The organism is Lacipirellula sp. (assembly GCF_965279485.1).
Lineage (GTDB): Bacteria > Planctomycetota > Planctomycetia > Pirellulales > Lacipirellulaceae > Lacipirellula.
On record NZ_CBDIIC010000002.1, the window covers coordinates 3,932,248 to 3,949,465 of the forward strand.

Consider the following 17,218-nt stretch of genomic DNA (forward strand, 5'->3'; position numbering starts at 1 on the left):
TGCTCGCTCGACTTACTGGGTAACTGGCGTCTGTGATTTGCCGAACAGCTCTTGTAGCGTGGTGGCGAGCTGAATCAGCAGCTGCATCAACTTGATGTAGCCGCCAGGCGTCGAGAGCCGGTCGGCTTCGCTCGACCAGCGTCGCAATGAATCGACGACGACTTCAGGAGGCGCTGTCACCGCCGATGGAGCTGGCGGTACGAATGTTTCGAACCACTTCAGGATAATTGCGTCGGAACGCGCCCACTTGAGAAAACTAATGAATGCATCGTCGACGAGTCCTGGAAGAAGCGGCGCCAGAAACTCTCCAGCCGAAATTGTCTTGTCGATTACAGTCAGGACTTGTTCTTTGGTCACCATAAGAGCACCTTAGATGGGAGTCGTTAGCGTGGTTAGCCATCCACCGAGTGGAAGTAGGTTTGTAGTTGCGTTTAGTAGCTAGTCTTCCAGTCTTTTGTCTTGAACGATATCGACCAGATCAACTAGCGCGGGCAATAGGTCGATCAATCGGTCCCATTTAATGCCGGCCTGCTCGACTTCCTGTCGTAACTCAGAGGTCGCACAGACCTGCGCGACTTCACGCACGGGATGCACTTCCACGACGCTCAGTACCAAATCACCAGCATTCTTTAGGAGATTCCATTTGTCCTGCCGTCTCGGCGCGCTTGACAGGTTTGCTGGTAACTTTAGGAGCGGATTCAATCGTTCTCGATGACAGACAAACCACTTGAGATACTTAACGTAGCCGGCGGTGGGCATAATTCGATTTCTCCTAGTGAGGTGGTTTGCGGTCAGGCACAGATTGGACTCCGGCTGTTCGCCGCGGCGGAGCTTTCGGGCTAGAACGGCCAGATACCGTTCGCGGTGCGGAGGCAGTAAGTCGACGCCGAGGGCAATTGATCCATTGGGGCTGCCGTCCGCAAACCGCTGTGCAAGCGACTTCTGACGACGCATCCGCCGCAGCTTGCATCGCAGGCATGGGATCACATTGATGCGGTCTCCGCACCCATGACATCGAATTGGCTCAATCTCCTTCGACGCTAGCGCTGCAACAGCTTTCCTGTGTGCATGAACGTCAAACCGCGAGCCGGTTGCGATTCTATTCACTGTCTCGCGATTGACCCCAAGTCGACGCGCAATCGCCCGCTGGGACATAGGGGTCGTCTTCAGGAGGCGATTAATCTCACTAATCATTTCTTCTGTTAACACGTATACCTCTTGGCGCAATGCTCGCAGTGTGAGCGCAGAAGTTACAAGCCTATGCCACAACAACAGATGAATGCCGGACTTAGCTCCGGCCTTGAGGGCTCTCGCCAATCGAGTGAGGCGAGGATAGTCAGCCGGCAGGATTAACTGCTCGTGACGAACGCTAGCCAAGGTCTCTCGCTAAAAGTGCTATTAAATATCTTGTGTGCATTAAACGCTTGCATGCGTGCTCCTGTCGCTTTAACCACAGAACCTACCCTAACATTCTCGTCTCGCGACTCAATTCGAAAATTCCGGCCAACTAATGCATAAGTGCCAGTGCAATAAAGTGCCTCTCACGTCGCAGCACGGCATGAGCTGTGCCAATATCCATCAATGCATGTCGATACATCTCCTTCGCGTGTTGTCTTGAGTCAGTTGGCCTTATGAATAGCAGTCAAGGATCGCGTAAATGCGCGCCGCGCATTGATCAGCATGTTTGCTATTGCACGGTTTCGGGAGTTAGTGGATAGTTCTCGCCGCTTTCGAATCTACAAAAACGATTGCCGATATTTCATTCGTGCGAGACGATATTAAAGAGTGTACGCATGAACACGTCGCCTTCAACGACTATTTTCGGCCACCCTGAACTCAGTCAGGAATAATCTGTCGTCGCCTCGTTTTTGCGGGCTTTTTGGTCGCCATATGCGCCATAGCAAGTCTTAACGCGATTTGTGCGCATTGCGGTCTGCACTGATTGAATGGACGCAACCGCGGCTGCCTTGAAGTGAAGTGATATTCGCGGGATCGCAAAACCTGGAGGCAAGTGGTTAGGCGGTTGGTTGAGTGCGAGCTTTCTTGACGCAATTGATAAAGGTTGTGAGCACCGCAGGCAGAGCGACTACCGCGGTCGCGTGAGAATCTTCGAACTATTGAACGTCGACGATGCTGTGTGAGACGGCATTCAATAGCGAGCAAACGCCACAGAGATTAGAGATCGAGCGGTGCGGGCCGGCATGCGGTCACTTCGCGACGATGGTCTGCTCAAAATTGCTTTGGGGATGACGAACCCCGGCGAAGTACAGCGTGTCACGGTGCGATCGACGTTGTAGGCGCCGATGTCGACGCGAGGCGCCTCTCCGGCATTGTTGCGGTCGAGCTTCTTGTCGGAGGCAGGTAGCCCATTCTTGGCGTCGAGAATATCTCTTCGATGATTTCGAACTGATGGGGGCAGCCGCGGGGCCCATCCCTGCCCTGCGGCGTTTCCGAGGGCACGAAAAGTCGTAAGAGCTGGAACGCTGCGAGGCCTCTGTGAGCCTTTTCACGCGAAGAACGATTCCGACGGGTCACCGCTCTGATAGTAGCTACCGCGGCCGGCGTCGCGACTTGCATTCGCCCTCCCCCGCCCAGCGTCGAAGAGGTCGCTAGTGCTCCAGCCACTGCAGGAGCTGTCGACAGGCATCGCGATTGCCGGGAGTCCGACGCCGTCTTCAGCCGCGAAAAGGTAGTGACCGCTTGCTTGAGGATGAGTTGCTTGGGTGCGATTCCCACGGTACGCAGCTGTCCACCGTGTGAATTTCGCTATTCGAAATAGCGACTGCAAGCGACTCGAAATCCCACGACGGGTCAGGACGCGACGCGGATTTTGCTGCGGGATTTCCGTCGGCAACTTCTTGCAATGATCACTGCGTCGAGCGAGGCGAAGAGCCGCCGAGGCGCTCACCGCGATGGCCGTGAAAGCCGGCGCCGCGATACCCAGCCTCGCAAATTTCATCACCGTTGAGTTGGAGTTCGACGGACGTGGAGCAGCGTGTGAGCATCGCTTGGCAAATTAGTTTCCGCTTCGGAAGTGCCTACAAGCGACAGGTAGTGACAAATCAGCGAGCGTCCCAGTTCACCTCTATTGCGACCGCGTCCAGCCCCTTAAAGTCGAAAACATGACGAGCCGGTGGCATTAACCATCCGTCACCAGTTTTACCATTCATTAGAAGGAGATTGCCCACTAAAACACCGCCATCGATCGTGGCCAGATCGCGAGGGTCATCGCACCGACCAACCCCACCCCGCTTTATAAACGTCGCGATGCGACCCACGCAGATCGGCTCCAAACGCTCAGACGTTCCTGAGGACGGCAGAGTAAACAAAGAAGTTCACTTCACGCACCTTATGCAGAAAGGAGGATGGCGAGAGTTCCATCCGGGTTCCGACGCGGCAACAGCCGTGGGCCGAACATGGCTCAGGGAAATGTTCCTGGCCTGTAAGTGCCTAAAAGCGACAGGAAGCGACATCTGATTTTCACCGCCTAGGCGCGGGAGGATTCGGCCCGGTAGTGTCCAAATTCGCGTGAGGCGGCTGCTACAGCTTAGAAGAAGGCACATCCTGGAAGCTGTTCTCGCACGTCGCCAAATTTACGAACCTAAGAGCAGGTCGCCCGGAGCGTCGCACCGACGAAACTCGACCCGTTTTACAAACGTTGCCGATGTGCCCCCCTACGCGCACCAATCTAGGTATCGAGCTGCGGTGTCTCCCTGCTCTTCAGAGTCTGCCGGAAATTCGGGCTAGTGCTACCGACGGATCAATTGCTTCGTCGTACCGGCGCACACGTCCAACCATTGCGCCGCCGTTGGATATTAAGCGTTCCCTCCACGGTCGGCGAGTCTTTCCAAGACTCGCTCGAACGACGCAGCGACGCACGACCTCAGAACGCTCGACGCCGCTGATATCAGTACGAGCAATATTTTACTCGCAATTCGCTTGCAGTCTGACCCACTGACGCACCTTGCTTTACTTTTAAGAAAGACGGAGTAAAGCGAATTGAAGATTCAATTTTTGACGAAGCGTTTGGGGAAGTCCAAATGTTTTCTGCCGGCAATCCTGGTAGGCGTGCGTCGCATGCGACGTCGAGCCCACGGCAACGACACGAGGTCGCGATGAACATTATGCACTCGACTCTACTCCTATTCTAGCAATCGGCAGAGTTCGTCGGGTTCAACTCTCCGTATTGGCTCACATTTCAGCAGGCGGAGCAACTTGTCGCATTCGTCCGCAAAGGGGAGCATGGCTCTCCCGTCGTTTTCGCCAGCACGTTCAAACGATCCGAGACGACCGAGGAGGAGGCTAAAGTCGAAGCCGAGATTCCGTTCCTCAAGGATTACACAGTCTCCAATGCCAGCCAGCTCGAGGGCTTACCGGAGCGGTTCTACGAACTGGCTCAGCAGCCTCTAGAAACGATGCAGCGGATCGAGCACGCAGAGGCCTTTTTCGCCCGCACCGGAGCAGATATCCGCACCGCGGGACGCAAGCCTATTACGCCATCGGCGATGACCACGTCCGTATGGCTCCGTTCGAGTGCTTCCGCGATGCGGAAAGCCATGCGGCGACGCTCGCCCATGAATTGACCCACTGGACCCGACACCCATCGCGACTGAACCGCGATTTAGGACGGAAGCAATGGGGCGATGGAGGCTATGCAATGGAGGAACTCGTTGCGGAACTAGGTTCAGCGTTTCTTTTTGCCGATCTCCAGATTACGCCCGAACTTCGCGATGACCATGCCTGCTATATCGAGAACTGGCTGCAAGTTTTGAAGGGCGACAAGCGAGCGATATTCTCCGCCGCATCACATGCAAGTAGAGCACTGGATTGCCTTCACGGCATTGTCCAGTCGAGACTATAAGATTGTTGAGATTACTGGCCGTCCGTGCTAATGTTTACGCCGCATGGCATGATGCCATGATGAGCTGCTCTTCGGACGCCTAGCATCGACGCGGTGTATACCAACGGCAGGTGCGCCTCCGTAGTCGTTTTAGCGGAGTTTTCTATGCACCTACGACGCATTAGCCTTCGGCACTTTCGACGCCTCGAAAAGGTCGTCATCGACCTAGAGGACACTGAAACAGTCTTCGTTGGCCCGAACAATAGTGGGAAAACATCAGTGAGCGCCGCATTTCGGTGCTTTACCGGCAAATCGTCATTCTCGGTCCATGACTTTCCGGCCGAGATGATCCAGGACATCGATGAGTTCGGCGCTGCTTCGACCGCTAGCCCTCTCTTAGCGATTGAGCTGGATTTGTGGTTTTCCTTCGATGAGAACACAGAGTTTGGGCGAGTCTTTGCACTTGTGCCAGATCCCAACATCGCATTTGACGAGGTCGGTATACGTCTCAGGTTCGGTGCGGTAGACGCCGAGAAGCTCAAAGAGGCTTACCTGAACACATTTCCGCCCGGCGATGGCCAAAAGTCCCTTTCACACTTCCTTTCGCTGGAGTCCAACCTATCGCGGCACTTCGCTATCACCTATTTCGCACTGGAATCCGCATCGCCTGAGCCGCTCGCAACGGCTCTTGACCCTCAAGAGGGAAGACGGGTCCTGGAGTCCTTATTAAGGATCGATTTCGTTGAGGCCCAGAGGAACATTCATGAGCAAGAAATGGCGAGAAGCAATCGGCTTTCGTCTGCCTTTGCGGACTACTACAAGCGAAACCTTGAGCAAGCGGAGGTAAGCGAAGAAGCCAACAAGATCATTGACGTCAACAACGACAATCTCACCAAGCACTACGATCAACACTTCAGCGGCCTAATGGGGATGATCCAAAGTTTGGGCGTGCCTTCTATAAATGACCGAAGCCTAAAGCTTGTCTCATCTCTAAAAGCAGAAGAGGCGTTGCGGGGAAGCACCTCGCTGTTCTATGTCGATGCTGTAAGAAACCACCAATTGCCAGAAGCTTACAACGGCCTTGGATTCAAGAACCTCATCTATGTTGCGATCCAAGTGTGCCACTACCAGATGCGGTGGATACGCACCGAGAAAAGTCGCCCGCTATGCCAGCTGATATTTATTGAGGAGCCGGAGGTTCACCTTCACGCACAGGTCCAGCAGACGTTCATTACCAATATCTGGAAGATAGTTCAAGCGACTTCGAAGGATGCTGGACAGCCAGAGATGCTGCCTCAGCTCGTCGTAACGACACACTCTTCTCACATCTTGGACTCTGTAGAATTCTCGAAGGTAAGGTATTTTCGGCGATGCCATTCGCTACGCCGCACGCCAGCCGCTCCCAATCAAGCAGCAATACTAAATGCTACGGAAGTGGTGAGTCTGCGTGACTTTCAGCCGACAAAGAAGTCGGCAGCTGGGACTGCAGAAGATGCCAATGAGACACTGACTTTTCTGCGCAAGTATCTGCGACTGACTCACTGCGACTTGTTCTTTGCGGACGCAGCTATACTGGTCGAAGGAGCGGGCGAGAAGCTTTTGCTCGCGGAGATGATCGACGAGTCCGCAGCAACCCTCAGAAGTTGCTACGTCAGCGTTCTAGAGGTAGGTGGTGCGTACGCCAGCAAGTTCGCAAGCCTATTAGAGTTTTTGTGCGTTCCCTACCTAGTAATTACTGACATTGATTCCGTTGATCCGAAGAAGTCGAACACGGTGTGCCGTGCTGACCATGCTGGAGCTTGCTCATCGAATGCCACCCTAGGCTTCTTCTTTTCAAAGAAGACTATTGTCGACTACATCGCCATCAAGGCAACTCAGCAAGTGCTCGCGAACGGAGCGTGTTATGTTGCGTACCAAAGACCGGTGCCTACCTCGCGCGGGAAGGAAAAGGCGAAGTTTCATGCCCGAACTTTCGAAGAGGCACTCATCTATGAGAACCTGGAAGTTTTTCGCCTAGGTAAGGGTACATTCAAACTCGACCTTAGTTCAGCCCCCGATCTTGCGTCGGAGTACGACCAAGTGTTCAGCCATGTTGCTTCGTCGGCTTTCAAGAAGACGGAGTTCGCACTCGACGTCCTGACATCGACAAGCAAGTTTCGCACACCGACGTACATTGCAGATGGCTTGAAATGGCTAGAAGGCCGTATCAGGCCAGTTGCAATGGCCCAAGTTGCTCCTAAGTCTAAGCCTAAGCCTAAGACTAGGAGTGCCGCAGCTAAATGAGCACTTTTAGCCCTACAAAGTCAGACGTACTGATCAGACAGTGCCTCGACTCCGACACATCTTTCGCAGTCGTTGCTGGGGCAGGGTCGGGGAAAACGATGTCGCTGATCGAGGCTCTCAGGCATTTGCGCAAGAGCGTTGGACCCAACCTTCGAAGAGATGGGCAACGGATAGCATGCATCGCCTACACCAAGAGAGCCGTAGAGGTAATTTCAGGGCGACTTGAGTGGGACGATCTGTTTGCGATTTCCACGCTGCACTCGTTTATGTGGAGTCTGAGTGGTCGCTTCACATCCTGCATTAAGGAAGCACTGACCGAGAAGGTGATACCGGATCAGATAGAGAAGAAAAAGGCAGATGATAATGGTGGCAATAGCGTTAAGGCAGTCGAGGCTCGAGCGAAGGTCTCGCAGCTACAAGAGGCTATCAAGCACGTGGCTTCAATCGAAAGTTTCGACTACGGTGACTCAAATTTTAGCGACTACGCCAGCGGCAAACTGAGTCACGATGACGTCGTACGCGTAGCCTCTCATATGCTCCAGGTAAATGATCGTTTTCGTAAGATCGTAGGACAGCGATACCCGTACATCTTCGTGGACGAAGCTCAGGATACTTTCGAAGAGGTTGTTATGGGTTTGAACTCGCTTGTGCAGAAGAACAAGCGTCCGCTCATAGGCTACTTCGGCGATCCCATGCAGCAGATCTACGACAAGCGAGCAGGAGATTTCTCTCATAGCGATGGCATCGTAACAATAACGAAAGAAGAGAACTATCGTTGCGCTCGATCTGTGACGGCCCTTTTGAACTCGTTCCGGACCGATGTAAGGCAGAAGCCGGCCGGGGATAACGCCACGAGAGAAGGAAGCGTCCTATTCTGCCTAGTGCAAGCCGAAACTCCTCAAGGTCCTCGAAAACGATACACCGCTGAACAACTGGAACGTACATCCCGGCGGTTTGATGAGGCTCTAGCCAGATGGAACCTCGGCGATGATGACACAAAGTACTTGTTTCTCGCTCGACAAATGATCGCCCGGCGAATGGGCTTTCCGCAGTTGCAAGAGCTGTTTACTGGTGAACTTGCGTCCTCACGCAGTCAAGAGGCGTTTGAGAAAGGCACTCACTATCTCACTCTGCCTTTTGTCTCGACGCTGTATCCTCTTCTTCGTTCGATACGCACGAACGACATGAAGAGTGCATTGGAGGTCCTTCGAAACTGCAGTCCAGCATTTGACCCGCATGGAATAAATGCGACACGGACCGTCAAGCAGATGAAGGCACTTGCAACAGAGTTGATAGGTGAACTGCAGAGCAAGTGGGCTACTAGCTCGCTTGGGGATTTGCTTCGGTGGGCGGGCTCAGTGTCACTCACAAAGTGCGGCACTCGACTTACATCGCACTTAGCCCGCCCAACTCGATCAGAGCCCTACGACGAGCTTCGTCACGCTGAGGACAAAGCAGATTGGCTAGCGGATGCGTTCTTTGCGATGTCTACGGCCGAGATCGAAGCGTACGTTGAGTTTGTGACGGAGAACACGCCCTTCAGCACTCAGCACGGGGTCAAAGGCGAGCAGTACCAGAACATAGTGGTAGTTCTCGATGACGTTGAAGCCGGCTGGTACAACTACAGTTTTTCCAAAGTTCTGACGCCAGGAGTTGCGGGAACGCCGAAAGACGGACAGTTGGAGCGGACGCGAAAATTGGCGTATGTCTGCTTTTCGCGAGCAAAGGCAAATCTTAGGGTTTTCTTTTTCACCGATGATCCTGCGGCGGCACGCGAAGAGTTGATTAGCTCGAACCTCTTGGCGTCAGATCAAATCGAGATCGTGGTGTAGCGGTCAGAGGGTGGGGAATTTACGCCAATCGGCCTCGCCGATCCCTAACAGTGTCACACAGCCCATACTGTAATATCTATCTAATAGGGGCAACACCTCGCGAAAAGACTGGAGTTGACGCAACTCGTTGCGGTACAATGAGTTGCGAATATTCATCAATCCAAGCTGAGACAGCAAGAGTGTCACGCAGTCCAAACATGAGGCGCCAATGACGGCGAAAGCCACTGCCGCTGAACGTATTCTCGCGAATGAGGGGCCGCTCAGTTCGAGCTCCCTAGCTGCACGATTAGTCGCTTCCAAGCTCGCATCGACGCTGGCGAACGCCCGCAAAGAGATTCAGCGGGCGACCCAGAGAAAACAGATTCTTTCGACAGCACCAGTACGGTTCGATAGGAGCCATCTCTACTATCTCCCGGCACACCGCGGCCGTGCGTACGCGACAGCAGTTCGCAAGATGTTGGCCCAGAAGCCAGCTTTGCAACGCGTCTACAAAATCATCCTCGCCAACAAGGGTTGGATCACCTACGGACAAATTGGGAAAGCTTCTGCGTGCCTTCCGGACGGAGACACTTCGGCGGCAGGGGGGCGCCTTCCTTTGTTGGAGGTTGTCAGCGAACTGCTCCATTTGGAGCTAATTGAAACTGTTGGCATTTCGTTCGACATTTTTCGCATTGGAACTCAGTTTGGAGCTCCAGAGCTTGGCCGCGCTGCCTTCGAGCACAAACTGCGGAGCGAGCTTACGTTACTGAAAGAGGCCAGAGACTGGCTTCGAAACAGCTTTCTCTTGGCATACGACCAGCACTCATGCCGCACGACCGAGACTTCGATCGAAAGCTTCAATCAGACACATTGGGACTTGCATGGTCCCTTCTATGCTGGGCCGTTCACCCGTGATTCAACGCTAAGGAAGACGCAGGCCAGAGAAGCATTCCTAGCGCTCGACTTTCTGGGATACCGACCATTCGGAAAAATAGATTCCGAAGCCCTGATGGAACGCTACAAAAGCGTCGCTTTCAGATGGAGGACGATCGCTCTAGTCCCTGTCGTTGTCGCTCCGTCTTTCTCCAATGATGCATGGAACACATTACGTCGTGCTGGCGCAATACCAGTTCCGCTTCGCGACGTGTTCGGAAGAAACGTTGACGAGCTGATGAAGTCCCTCTGGAAAGTACTGGCTTCCACGACGAGCGAAGAGCAAGTAGCTCAGATAGAGAAAACGCTGTCCATTGCTTCGGGAACGATCTTAGGAGAGGGCGTAGTAGGCAACCTCAAAGGCGCACTCTTTGAATTGATCGTTGCTCTTGCATGGCGAGCCGCTGGATACGAAGTCACGCTCCAGAAAGGCATTCGAAGTAATGAGGACGGAAACGAATATGAGGTGGATGTCGTGGCGATTAGAGGCAATGAGTGCAAATTAATCGAGTGCAAAGGCAGACATGCAACTTATCAGGAGTCCGTAGCTGAAGTTCAGCGACACTTTGTCAACCGCTGCAAAGCCGCCGCTGATAAGTATGGATGGAACGTAACAGGTCATTACTCCACCGTGGAAGCACTCTTCATTACGAGTGGACAGCTAGATCTCGACGCAGACGCGTATGCGACGGCCAACGCGAAAAGCCATGGCATTTCATGCAAAGTGTGGAAGCGGCAAGAGCTGCTCAAATGGCTTGACGAGTTGAGTCAAACACAACTCCGTGACATCATTAAGCGGTTTTACTCAACTGCAGAGGTGATAAGCGATGACAGCGAAGCACCGAGTGATAATAAAGAATACGACAAATGATCATCGTTAAGTGGTTGAGGCATAAGCGCGAAGTTGGCCAGGATCTATAAGTGCTTCGATGGCCGGTGAACGAGTCACATCGGCGATTGGAGCGTGCTTAACTATGGAATGACAATGGAGTGGAGTACTCTAAAGCAGCCATACGAGTCATCGTTTGAAGAGCTGTGTTGCCAGCTTGCCGCGGCTGAGCTGCCGCAGGATGGATGCCGATTTCAACGCAAGGGTAGACCGGACGCAGGAATTGAATGCCTGTGGCGTTTCCCAACGGGCGAGGAATGGGGTTGGCAAGCAAAGTGGTTCCCGAATTCGCTGACGAGCGCTCAATGGACACAACTTGACCAGTCATTTGAGACTGCGTTTTATGCGCATCCCCAGCTGACAAAGTATTTCGTATGCCTACCACTGGATCTGCCAGATGGAAGGCGAGATAGCGTTATCACTGCTCAGCAACGTTGGGAAGAGTGGGTATCGCATTGGACGGCTTTTGCCGTTGCTCAAGGTCGGACTTTAGAATTCGAGCTCTGGGGTAGCCATGAACTGACCCAACGATTGACAGCGCCCGCGAACCGAGGAGCGTGCTGGTATTGGTTCGGCCAGACTGTACTAACCTCTGAGTGGTTCGAAAGGCGTCGCAATCAATCAGTCAAAACCGCGGGAACAAGATATATTCCCGAGCTGAATATTGATACGGAGGCAAAGCGGACTTTTGTAGGCTTCCGAAGGACTCATCGATTTTGGGAAGCAGCCTGCGAATTACTTCGCGATTTGCGTCATTCCTCCAATACGGTCTGGTGCAAAGATGAGTTTCCTGAAGCGAAGAATGCCTTAGTGCAACTGAATGCCGCATACGACGCATTGCTTGTTTCTTTTCGACTTTGGGCGTCAGCGGGTTTTCTTGAGGAACGATGGACACTCACTGCCGCGCTGCCGACCAATGAATGGTCGCAATTAGCAGACAGTGCTATGGATGCCGTCTACTGTGCTCAGGCAGAGTTCGCCAGTCTCCAGAAAGATGCGCTCAAGAAGTCTGAACGGCCACCCTCTACGTATGCACAGCTGCCGTTCGACGACAAGCTTAGAGCTCTCGATAAAGTAGGCTCGCGAATATCGACATTCCAGGACTTCCTTCGTGACATTGAGTGCAGTTGTTCAAATGCCAACGCAGTTGCGCTCGTTGGAGAAGCTGGAAGCGGAAAAACACATCTTCTCTGTGACCTTCTAGCGGAGGACTTATCGGCCGGCAGGCCGTCCCTTCTCTTCTTTGGGGAGCAGTTCACGACGGATGAGCCATGGACGCAGCTAATCCGTCTCGCCGGATTGAGTTGCGACCGCGAACAGTTCTTAGGCGGACTGCAAGCAGCAGCCCAAGCAAGCGGCGGATTGGCGACGATCTATATCGATGCGCTGAATGAAGGGTCTGGGGGGAGGTTTTGGTCTCATCATATCGCTGCCTTCGCAGAGGAACTCCGCGACAGACCTTGGCTAAGATTGTGCATATCAGTGCGAGACGTATACCGTTCGCATGTTATTCCGATCGATTCCGAGCGCTCATTTAGCTTCATCCATCATTCTGGGTTTTCGGAGCATACTTTTGAGGCGGCGACGAAGTTCTTTCGTCATTTCGAGTTGGAGCCGGCTGCCCCACTACTGGAACCGGAGTTTGATAACCCACTTTTCCTAGTACTCCTGTGCCGGGGCTTACGGGACGCTGGCGTGAGACGCATTCCTCTGGGAATGCGTGGTTTCACGCAGGTATTCAAGTTTCTTATTCGAGCGGTTGATGAGAAGCTCGCCGCGGAAGACTGCTTGGACTACGACAAGAGTGAACTCGTGGTGACACGAGCCATCGAGGCGTTGGCAGACGCGATGTTTAACCGTGGTACTGACCAATTGCTCTTTTCTGAGGCGAAGAGCCTGCTTGAGGCCATCCTCCCTTCGACCGGTCATAGCCGCTCTCTACTGCGGCACTTGGAAGCTGAGTCGCTAGTTATCGTAGTGCCAGATTGGCAGGGCGATGCGGAACGGCAGTTCGTCCGCTTCACCTACCAACGCTTATCCGACTACCTCTTCGTGCAGAGGCTCTTGAAGGATGTTCAGCCTCATTCAATCGGTGAAGCCTTCAAGTCGAAAGGAGCATTCCACAAGTTTGTCGCCGACGAAGAAGCTGTCTGGGAGTTCGGCGGGATTATCGAGGCCCTGGCTATACTATTGCCCGAGAATACTGGCGTTGAATTAATCGATGTCTCGCCAGGCGTGGCGGAAAGTCGGGCAATGCGCTCCGCCATGTACGAGAGCCTCGCTTGGCGAGATCCCAAAGCCGTCACTGACTACACACGCAAGTTCATTGAACGCTCGCTTCCGAAGAAGGATGAAGAGTCATCCGACGAGCTACTGAATGCTCTCGTTTCGCTTGCCCCCGTTCCTTCGCATCCCCTCAATGCGGATTATCTCGCCACTCTGCTTGAGGCCGCAGACATGCCAGATCGGGATTCCTGGTGGTCAACGTTTCTCTTTCGACAATGCGGTCGCCAAAAGGCAGTGGACCGGTTGATCAGCTGGGCTTGGAATCAATCTCAGGATTGGCACGGGGAAGAGGAAGTAGCTCGGTTGGCTGGCATCACGCTTGGTTGGTTTCTCACCTGCTCGCACAGACGCCTTCGCGATTCCGCGACCAAAGGTCTAGTTCGACTTCATGAAGAGAGACTTGGTCTTCTCCACCAGTTGCTAAAGCGGTTTGAAGATGTGGATGATCCATATGTTTCCGAGCGGCTTGCCGCAGTAGCGTTTGGAGCATCGGCTCGTGCCGACGATATCGGGGCTCTGATCGGGTTGGCGTCCTATGTTTACGACAGGTACTTTGACTCAGGATCGCCGCCTTCTCATCTCGTGGAGCGAGATTACTTACGGCAGACCGTTGAACTGGCAATTGCAAGAAGTCTGCCAATTTCTGTAGACACGAGGGTGCTCCGGCCACCCTATAACTGCCAATGGCCAGCAGATGGTGAAATTCCGTCACGCGATGAGGTGTTGAGTTCGCAGAGCTGCCTTTATCGCGAGTATATATACGGCCCTTATGGCGATTTCGCCAAGTATGTGACAGATTTCAGCGAATGGCGGTCCACACGTCTGGACGGTAGTCCCACCAGGACGCCTGAGCGTGAACTACGTGAGTACGGCAGGCTCCTCACACCGCTACAAAGAAAAGCGTTCTCGTCGCTTCGCGCTGCTCACACTCGTTATCGGCGACTGCAGCGCGAACATAGAATGAGCAAAGCTGAGGCCGCGGCGGAAAAGAAGTTCCGGTCATGCCAACGAGCATTCGTCGCGACTCTTCGGCGGGGGACCGCCAAGCACGCACGATTTAATGCGTATCTAGCCGACTACTTCGAGGAACCTTGGGTGTTTTCGAATGAGCGTCGCATCAACTATCACGCGGCACGAAGATGGATGTCTGCTCGCATCCGCGATCGTGGCTGGTCCGCTCCTCGGTTTGGAAGGTTCGACCATTCTTTTCGCACTGATAGCGACCCTGTTTGCGTTGAAGAAAGTATTGGGAAGAAATATTGCTGGATCGCACTAGCAGAGATGCAGGCCAGACTGGCAGACACTTTTTGCGCAAGCAGTCAATGGTTAGAAGACGAAGCTGCTCTCCAAGGGCCATGGGAGGTCTCCTACGGGCGCGATATTGATCCTTCGATGCTTCTTGCTTCTACGAGGAATCAGTCGCTAACGCACTTCAATCAGACGTGGTGGTTCGATAATCCCTTCGATCAATGGGAACTTCCGAGCGACGACGTGGAGTGGATTAGCCGCACCGATAATTTGCCCGATCCGACTGCAATGATCTTTCCTTGCGATCCAAGCGGAAACCAATGGGTAACGATGAATGGCTACTATGAATGGGAACAGCCGACGAAACCAGGACACCGTCACTGGGAATTACCAGTTCGAAACATCTGGTATAGGATTGCCGGATATTTCGTGCGATCCGAGGATTTGCCCGTATTCCTGAAGTGGACTTCGAAGAAGAAATGGCGTCCGGACGCGATGCCGGATGACGATGTCAGGCACTCGCACGTATTCTGGGGTGAATTATTTTGGAGCGACGCTTACAAGTATTCGGTCGGCGCGAGCGGTAGTCCCGATGGCTGGACTCGAGGCACTTGGGACGAGCTACCGGTCCAGGTATTGGCTGGGGTCGAGCGGTATTCGATGGAACATACGGCCTCCGACGCCTCTCTTGTCGATGCCGTATCCTTCTACGTTCCCTGTAGTTTCGTTGTTGCCTCACTAGGCTTGCAGATAGGCAAAGACGGTCACTGGATGGACCAGAGTGGTCGACTCGTTGCCTTCGATCCGGCCATATATGCTGAGGGAGCACCAGCATTGCTAGTACGTCGCGATGCGCTCGATGATTTCCTAGCATCAAACAAGTTGTCGCTAGTCTGGGTTGTATCGGGTCAACGCGAACGATCCGGTGGCAAGAATCCGCACGATGAGTATGTTGGCCACACCGACATACGGGCAGTGTATCGCTACCATGATGGCGGTGCAGTCGGCGAACCCGTCTACGAAACTAAACTAAGGAACTGGCCCTAAGCTGGGACTGCGGCAATGGCAATGGGGATGTTTAATGTTCGTTAACAGTCGCCGAAGAAGTGTGGCAACTTCTGACGCAGTTCCATTGCTAGCGGATGCGTTGGAAACTGCATTATTGCCTCAGTCCAAATCTGAATTGCTTCGCTCTTCGGACCGTGGTTCCAGCAGATTCCACCGAGGTTGAATGCCGCAGTAGCATCGTCCGGATCCAGGTTAACAACCTGGCGAAACGACTCTTTGCATCCGTCGATGTCGCCTAACTTTTCTTGTGCTACCGCCACCTGGAACCAACTCAATGCATTGGGCTGATGGATCTTTGCCTGATTTAGGAGCATGGGCAAGGATTCTTCGTAACGCTCTAACCAATTAAGGGCCGTGCCAAGGCAGTATCCGTACCGTTCAGGCTCTAACTCGTATGCCTTTCGATAGTGCTCCTCGGCTTTTCTCCACTCCTTATCGACTTGAGCCCAATGGCCAACTCGATCCCATAAGTGCGCGGCATCTGTCGCGTCCTTGGCAATATAGGCTGAAACGTCATCTAAAATGTTTCAATGCAGAGTCCAATTCATGGACCTTCACGCGTGCAAGTGCGAGAGCCATGTGCGCTTCCATCAACTGGGGCTCATGTCGAATAGCAGATTCATAGCACTTGCAGGCTTCAGCTTGGTCGCCTTCCTGCTCAATGGCCGTGCCTAGATTCTTCCAGCACATGGCTTCAAGATGGGGATTCTGGCCGCCTAACTTCTCGATTGCCTGACGGTAATATCGCTTGGCATTATCAATCTGTCCCAACGCCGAGTATCCATTGGCTTGGCAATATAGAACGCCTGCAGGATCTTGTTCGATCTTCTCTAAAAAGAGGATGGCCTCTTGAACCCGACTTCGGTCGAACCGCCTATGTCGCATCGCTAGGTTTATCTCAGACAGATACGCATAAATGAGATTAGAACTTCCCAGCCCTAAAGCAGCGGCGAATTGTCCAAACGCCTTCGAAATTACTTCGTCCTGTCCTTGGTTGAAGAGCGACTCCAGGCATATAAACGCCTCCTCCGGCGCCTCGGGAACCGTAATAGACGGGACGTTTGCAATTACCTTCTCATAAAAATGGTCCGGCTCCATCATAATCCATTGAAGTCTGTCATCTCGTAGCGTCGTCGATGCTGCGACCGTTCTGGCATGAAGAGCAGCTTGGAAGTTGTGATCGAACGGAGCAGCAAATCGAATTGTCAGACTGTTTTGGGCTTGCCCGCCGTCGTGCTGGTGCCCCACCTCCCGAAACACGCTTTCAGCTGTGCGGACAAGAAGCCCTTTTGTTGGCTCGTGATAACAGACGTATATGGAATGGGCTTGTCGCAGGAGGTAATTGAGATTCTTGCGTGCGATTGACACGCTAACAGAACCGTCACGATTGCCTTTGGCCCTTGTACCCTTCAGCTGAACATGCACGCGGTAGTTGGTCATACCACCAGAGTGCTGAGCTTCCAGCTGGAAATCACTGCCATAGTCATTTCGGTCCTTCTTTTGGACTGCGAACTGCGCTAATTCTGCCACCGCCAACTCAAAAACGCTCTCCGCCAATGCAGCAAGCTCGCTATTGCTGTCGCGAGCTGGAAGATCGTCGAGCGACATGAGATGGCAAGTGGCTGATAAGGAAAGGAAGCAGATAACAGCGACGCCATCTATTGTTGCCGATACTTAGCCGTGCTCCAACCCAATCTGCCACTCATCGCATAGCGGTCCTGCGTCTAAGCTGATCGCATAGGTGGCCTTTCGGATTCGAACCGAAAGCGATGGACAGAGTTCTGTCATTCGTACGAGTGTCAGGTCTAGAGATGCTATGCAGTGACAGGCGTTGCCATCGCAATGCAGGCATAGTGCAGA

The 17,218-nt window shown here is 53.3% G+C and carries 8 protein-coding genes and 2 pseudogenes; 6 read left to right on the forward strand and 4 right to left on the reverse strand.

What is annotated here, in order from left to right; genetic code table 11:
• Nucleotides 1–12: 12 nt before the first annotated feature.
• Together ACQY7R_RS23335 and ACQY7R_RS23340 are read right to left on the reverse strand one after the other, a co-directional pair.
• A complete protein-coding gene (locus ACQY7R_RS23335; protein WP_428307954.1) occupies nucleotides 13–360 on the reverse strand; it encodes a hypothetical protein in 348 nt (115 codons plus the stop codon).
• A gap of 78 nt (nucleotides 361–438) precedes the next feature.
• Complete coding sequence (locus ACQY7R_RS23340; RefSeq protein WP_232536286.1) at nucleotides 439–759, reverse strand: hypothetical protein; 321 nt, start codon at nucleotides 757–759, stop codon at nucleotides 439–441.
• A gap of 3,419 nt (nucleotides 760–4,178) precedes the next feature.
• Here ACQY7R_RS23340 and ACQY7R_RS23345 point away from each other — a divergent pair.
• The 6 genes and pseudogenes from ACQY7R_RS23345 to avs2 form a co-directional block, all read left to right on the forward strand.
• Nucleotides 4,179–4,583, forward strand: a pseudogene (locus ACQY7R_RS23345) (ArdC-like ssDNA-binding domain-containing protein); the annotation flags it as partial.
• Nucleotides 4,469–4,861: pseudogene (locus ACQY7R_RS23350) on the forward strand (zincin-like metallopeptidase domain-containing protein); the annotation flags it as partial. The pseudogenes ACQY7R_RS23345 and ACQY7R_RS23350, both read left to right, overlap by 115 nt.
• Nucleotides 4,862–5,005: 144 nt before the next feature.
• Complete coding sequence (locus tag ACQY7R_RS23355) at nucleotides 5,006–7,123, forward strand: ATP-dependent nuclease (RefSeq protein WP_428307955.1); 2,118 nt, start codon at nucleotides 5,006–5,008, stop codon at nucleotides 7,121–7,123.
• Nucleotides 7,120–8,955 (forward strand): UvrD-helicase domain-containing protein, encoded by a 1,836-nt coding sequence (locus ACQY7R_RS23360; RefSeq protein ID WP_428307956.1) that lies wholly within the window; start codon nucleotides 7,120–7,122, stop codon nucleotides 8,953–8,955. The genes ACQY7R_RS23355 and ACQY7R_RS23360 overlap by 4 nt, the downstream gene beginning before the upstream one ends.
• Nucleotides 8,956–9,409: 454 nt before the next feature.
• A complete protein-coding gene (locus tag ACQY7R_RS23365; RefSeq protein WP_428307957.1) occupies nucleotides 9,410–10,738 on the forward strand; it encodes a restriction endonuclease in 1,329 nt (442 codons plus the stop codon).
• Nucleotides 10,739–10,852: 114 nt separating this feature from the next.
• On the forward strand, nucleotides 10,853–15,337 hold the full coding sequence (gene avs2, locus ACQY7R_RS23370) for an AVAST type 2 anti-phage system protein Avs2 (protein WP_428307958.1): 4,485 nt from the start codon (nucleotides 10,853–10,855) through the stop codon (nucleotides 15,335–15,337).
• A 41-nt stretch (nucleotides 15,338–15,378) separates the two neighbouring features.
• Here avs2 and ACQY7R_RS23375 read toward each other — a convergent pair whose 3' ends face one another.
• Both ACQY7R_RS23375 and ACQY7R_RS23380 read right to left on the reverse strand, forming a co-directional pair.
• Nucleotides 15,379–15,672 carry a hypothetical protein gene (locus ACQY7R_RS23375; protein WP_428307959.1) on the reverse strand — a complete coding sequence of 98 codons (294 nt, stop codon included), beginning with the start codon at nucleotides 15,670–15,672 and terminating at the stop codon, nucleotides 15,379–15,381.
• A 199-nt stretch (nucleotides 15,673–15,871) separates the two neighbouring features.
• A complete protein-coding gene (locus ACQY7R_RS23380; RefSeq protein WP_428307960.1) occupies nucleotides 15,872–16,966 on the reverse strand; it encodes a DUF4365 domain-containing protein in 1,095 nt (364 codons plus the stop codon).
• Nucleotides 16,967–17,218 lie beyond the last annotated feature (252 nt).

Coding starts and splice junctions, on each gene's coding strand:
- ACQY7R_RS23335 (WP_428307954.1), bottom strand. CDS start 360: ATGGTGACCAAAGAACAAGTCCTGACTGTAATCGACAAGACAATTTCG.
- ACQY7R_RS23340 (WP_232536286.1), bottom strand. CDS start 759: ATGCCCACCGCCGGCTACGTTAAGTATCTCAAGTGGTTTGTCTGTCAT.
- ACQY7R_RS23355 (WP_428307955.1), top strand. CDS start 5,006: ATGCACCTACGACGCATTAGCCTTCGGCACTTTCGACGCCTCGAAAAG.
- ACQY7R_RS23360 (WP_428307956.1), top strand. CDS start 7,120: ATGAGCACTTTTAGCCCTACAAAGTCAGACGTACTGATCAGACAGTGC.
- ACQY7R_RS23365 (WP_428307957.1), top strand. CDS start 9,410: ATGTTGGCCCAGAAGCCAGCTTTGCAACGCGTCTACAAAATCATCCTC.
- avs2 (WP_428307958.1), top strand. CDS start 10,853: ATGGAGTGGAGTACTCTAAAGCAGCCATACGAGTCATCGTTTGAAGAG.
- ACQY7R_RS23375 (WP_428307959.1), bottom strand. CDS start 15,672: ATGCTCCTAAATCAGGCAAAGATCCATCAGCCCAATGCATTGAGTTGG.
- ACQY7R_RS23380 (WP_428307960.1), bottom strand. CDS start 16,966: ATGTCGCTCGACGATCTTCCAGCTCGCGACAGCAATAGCGAGCTTGCT.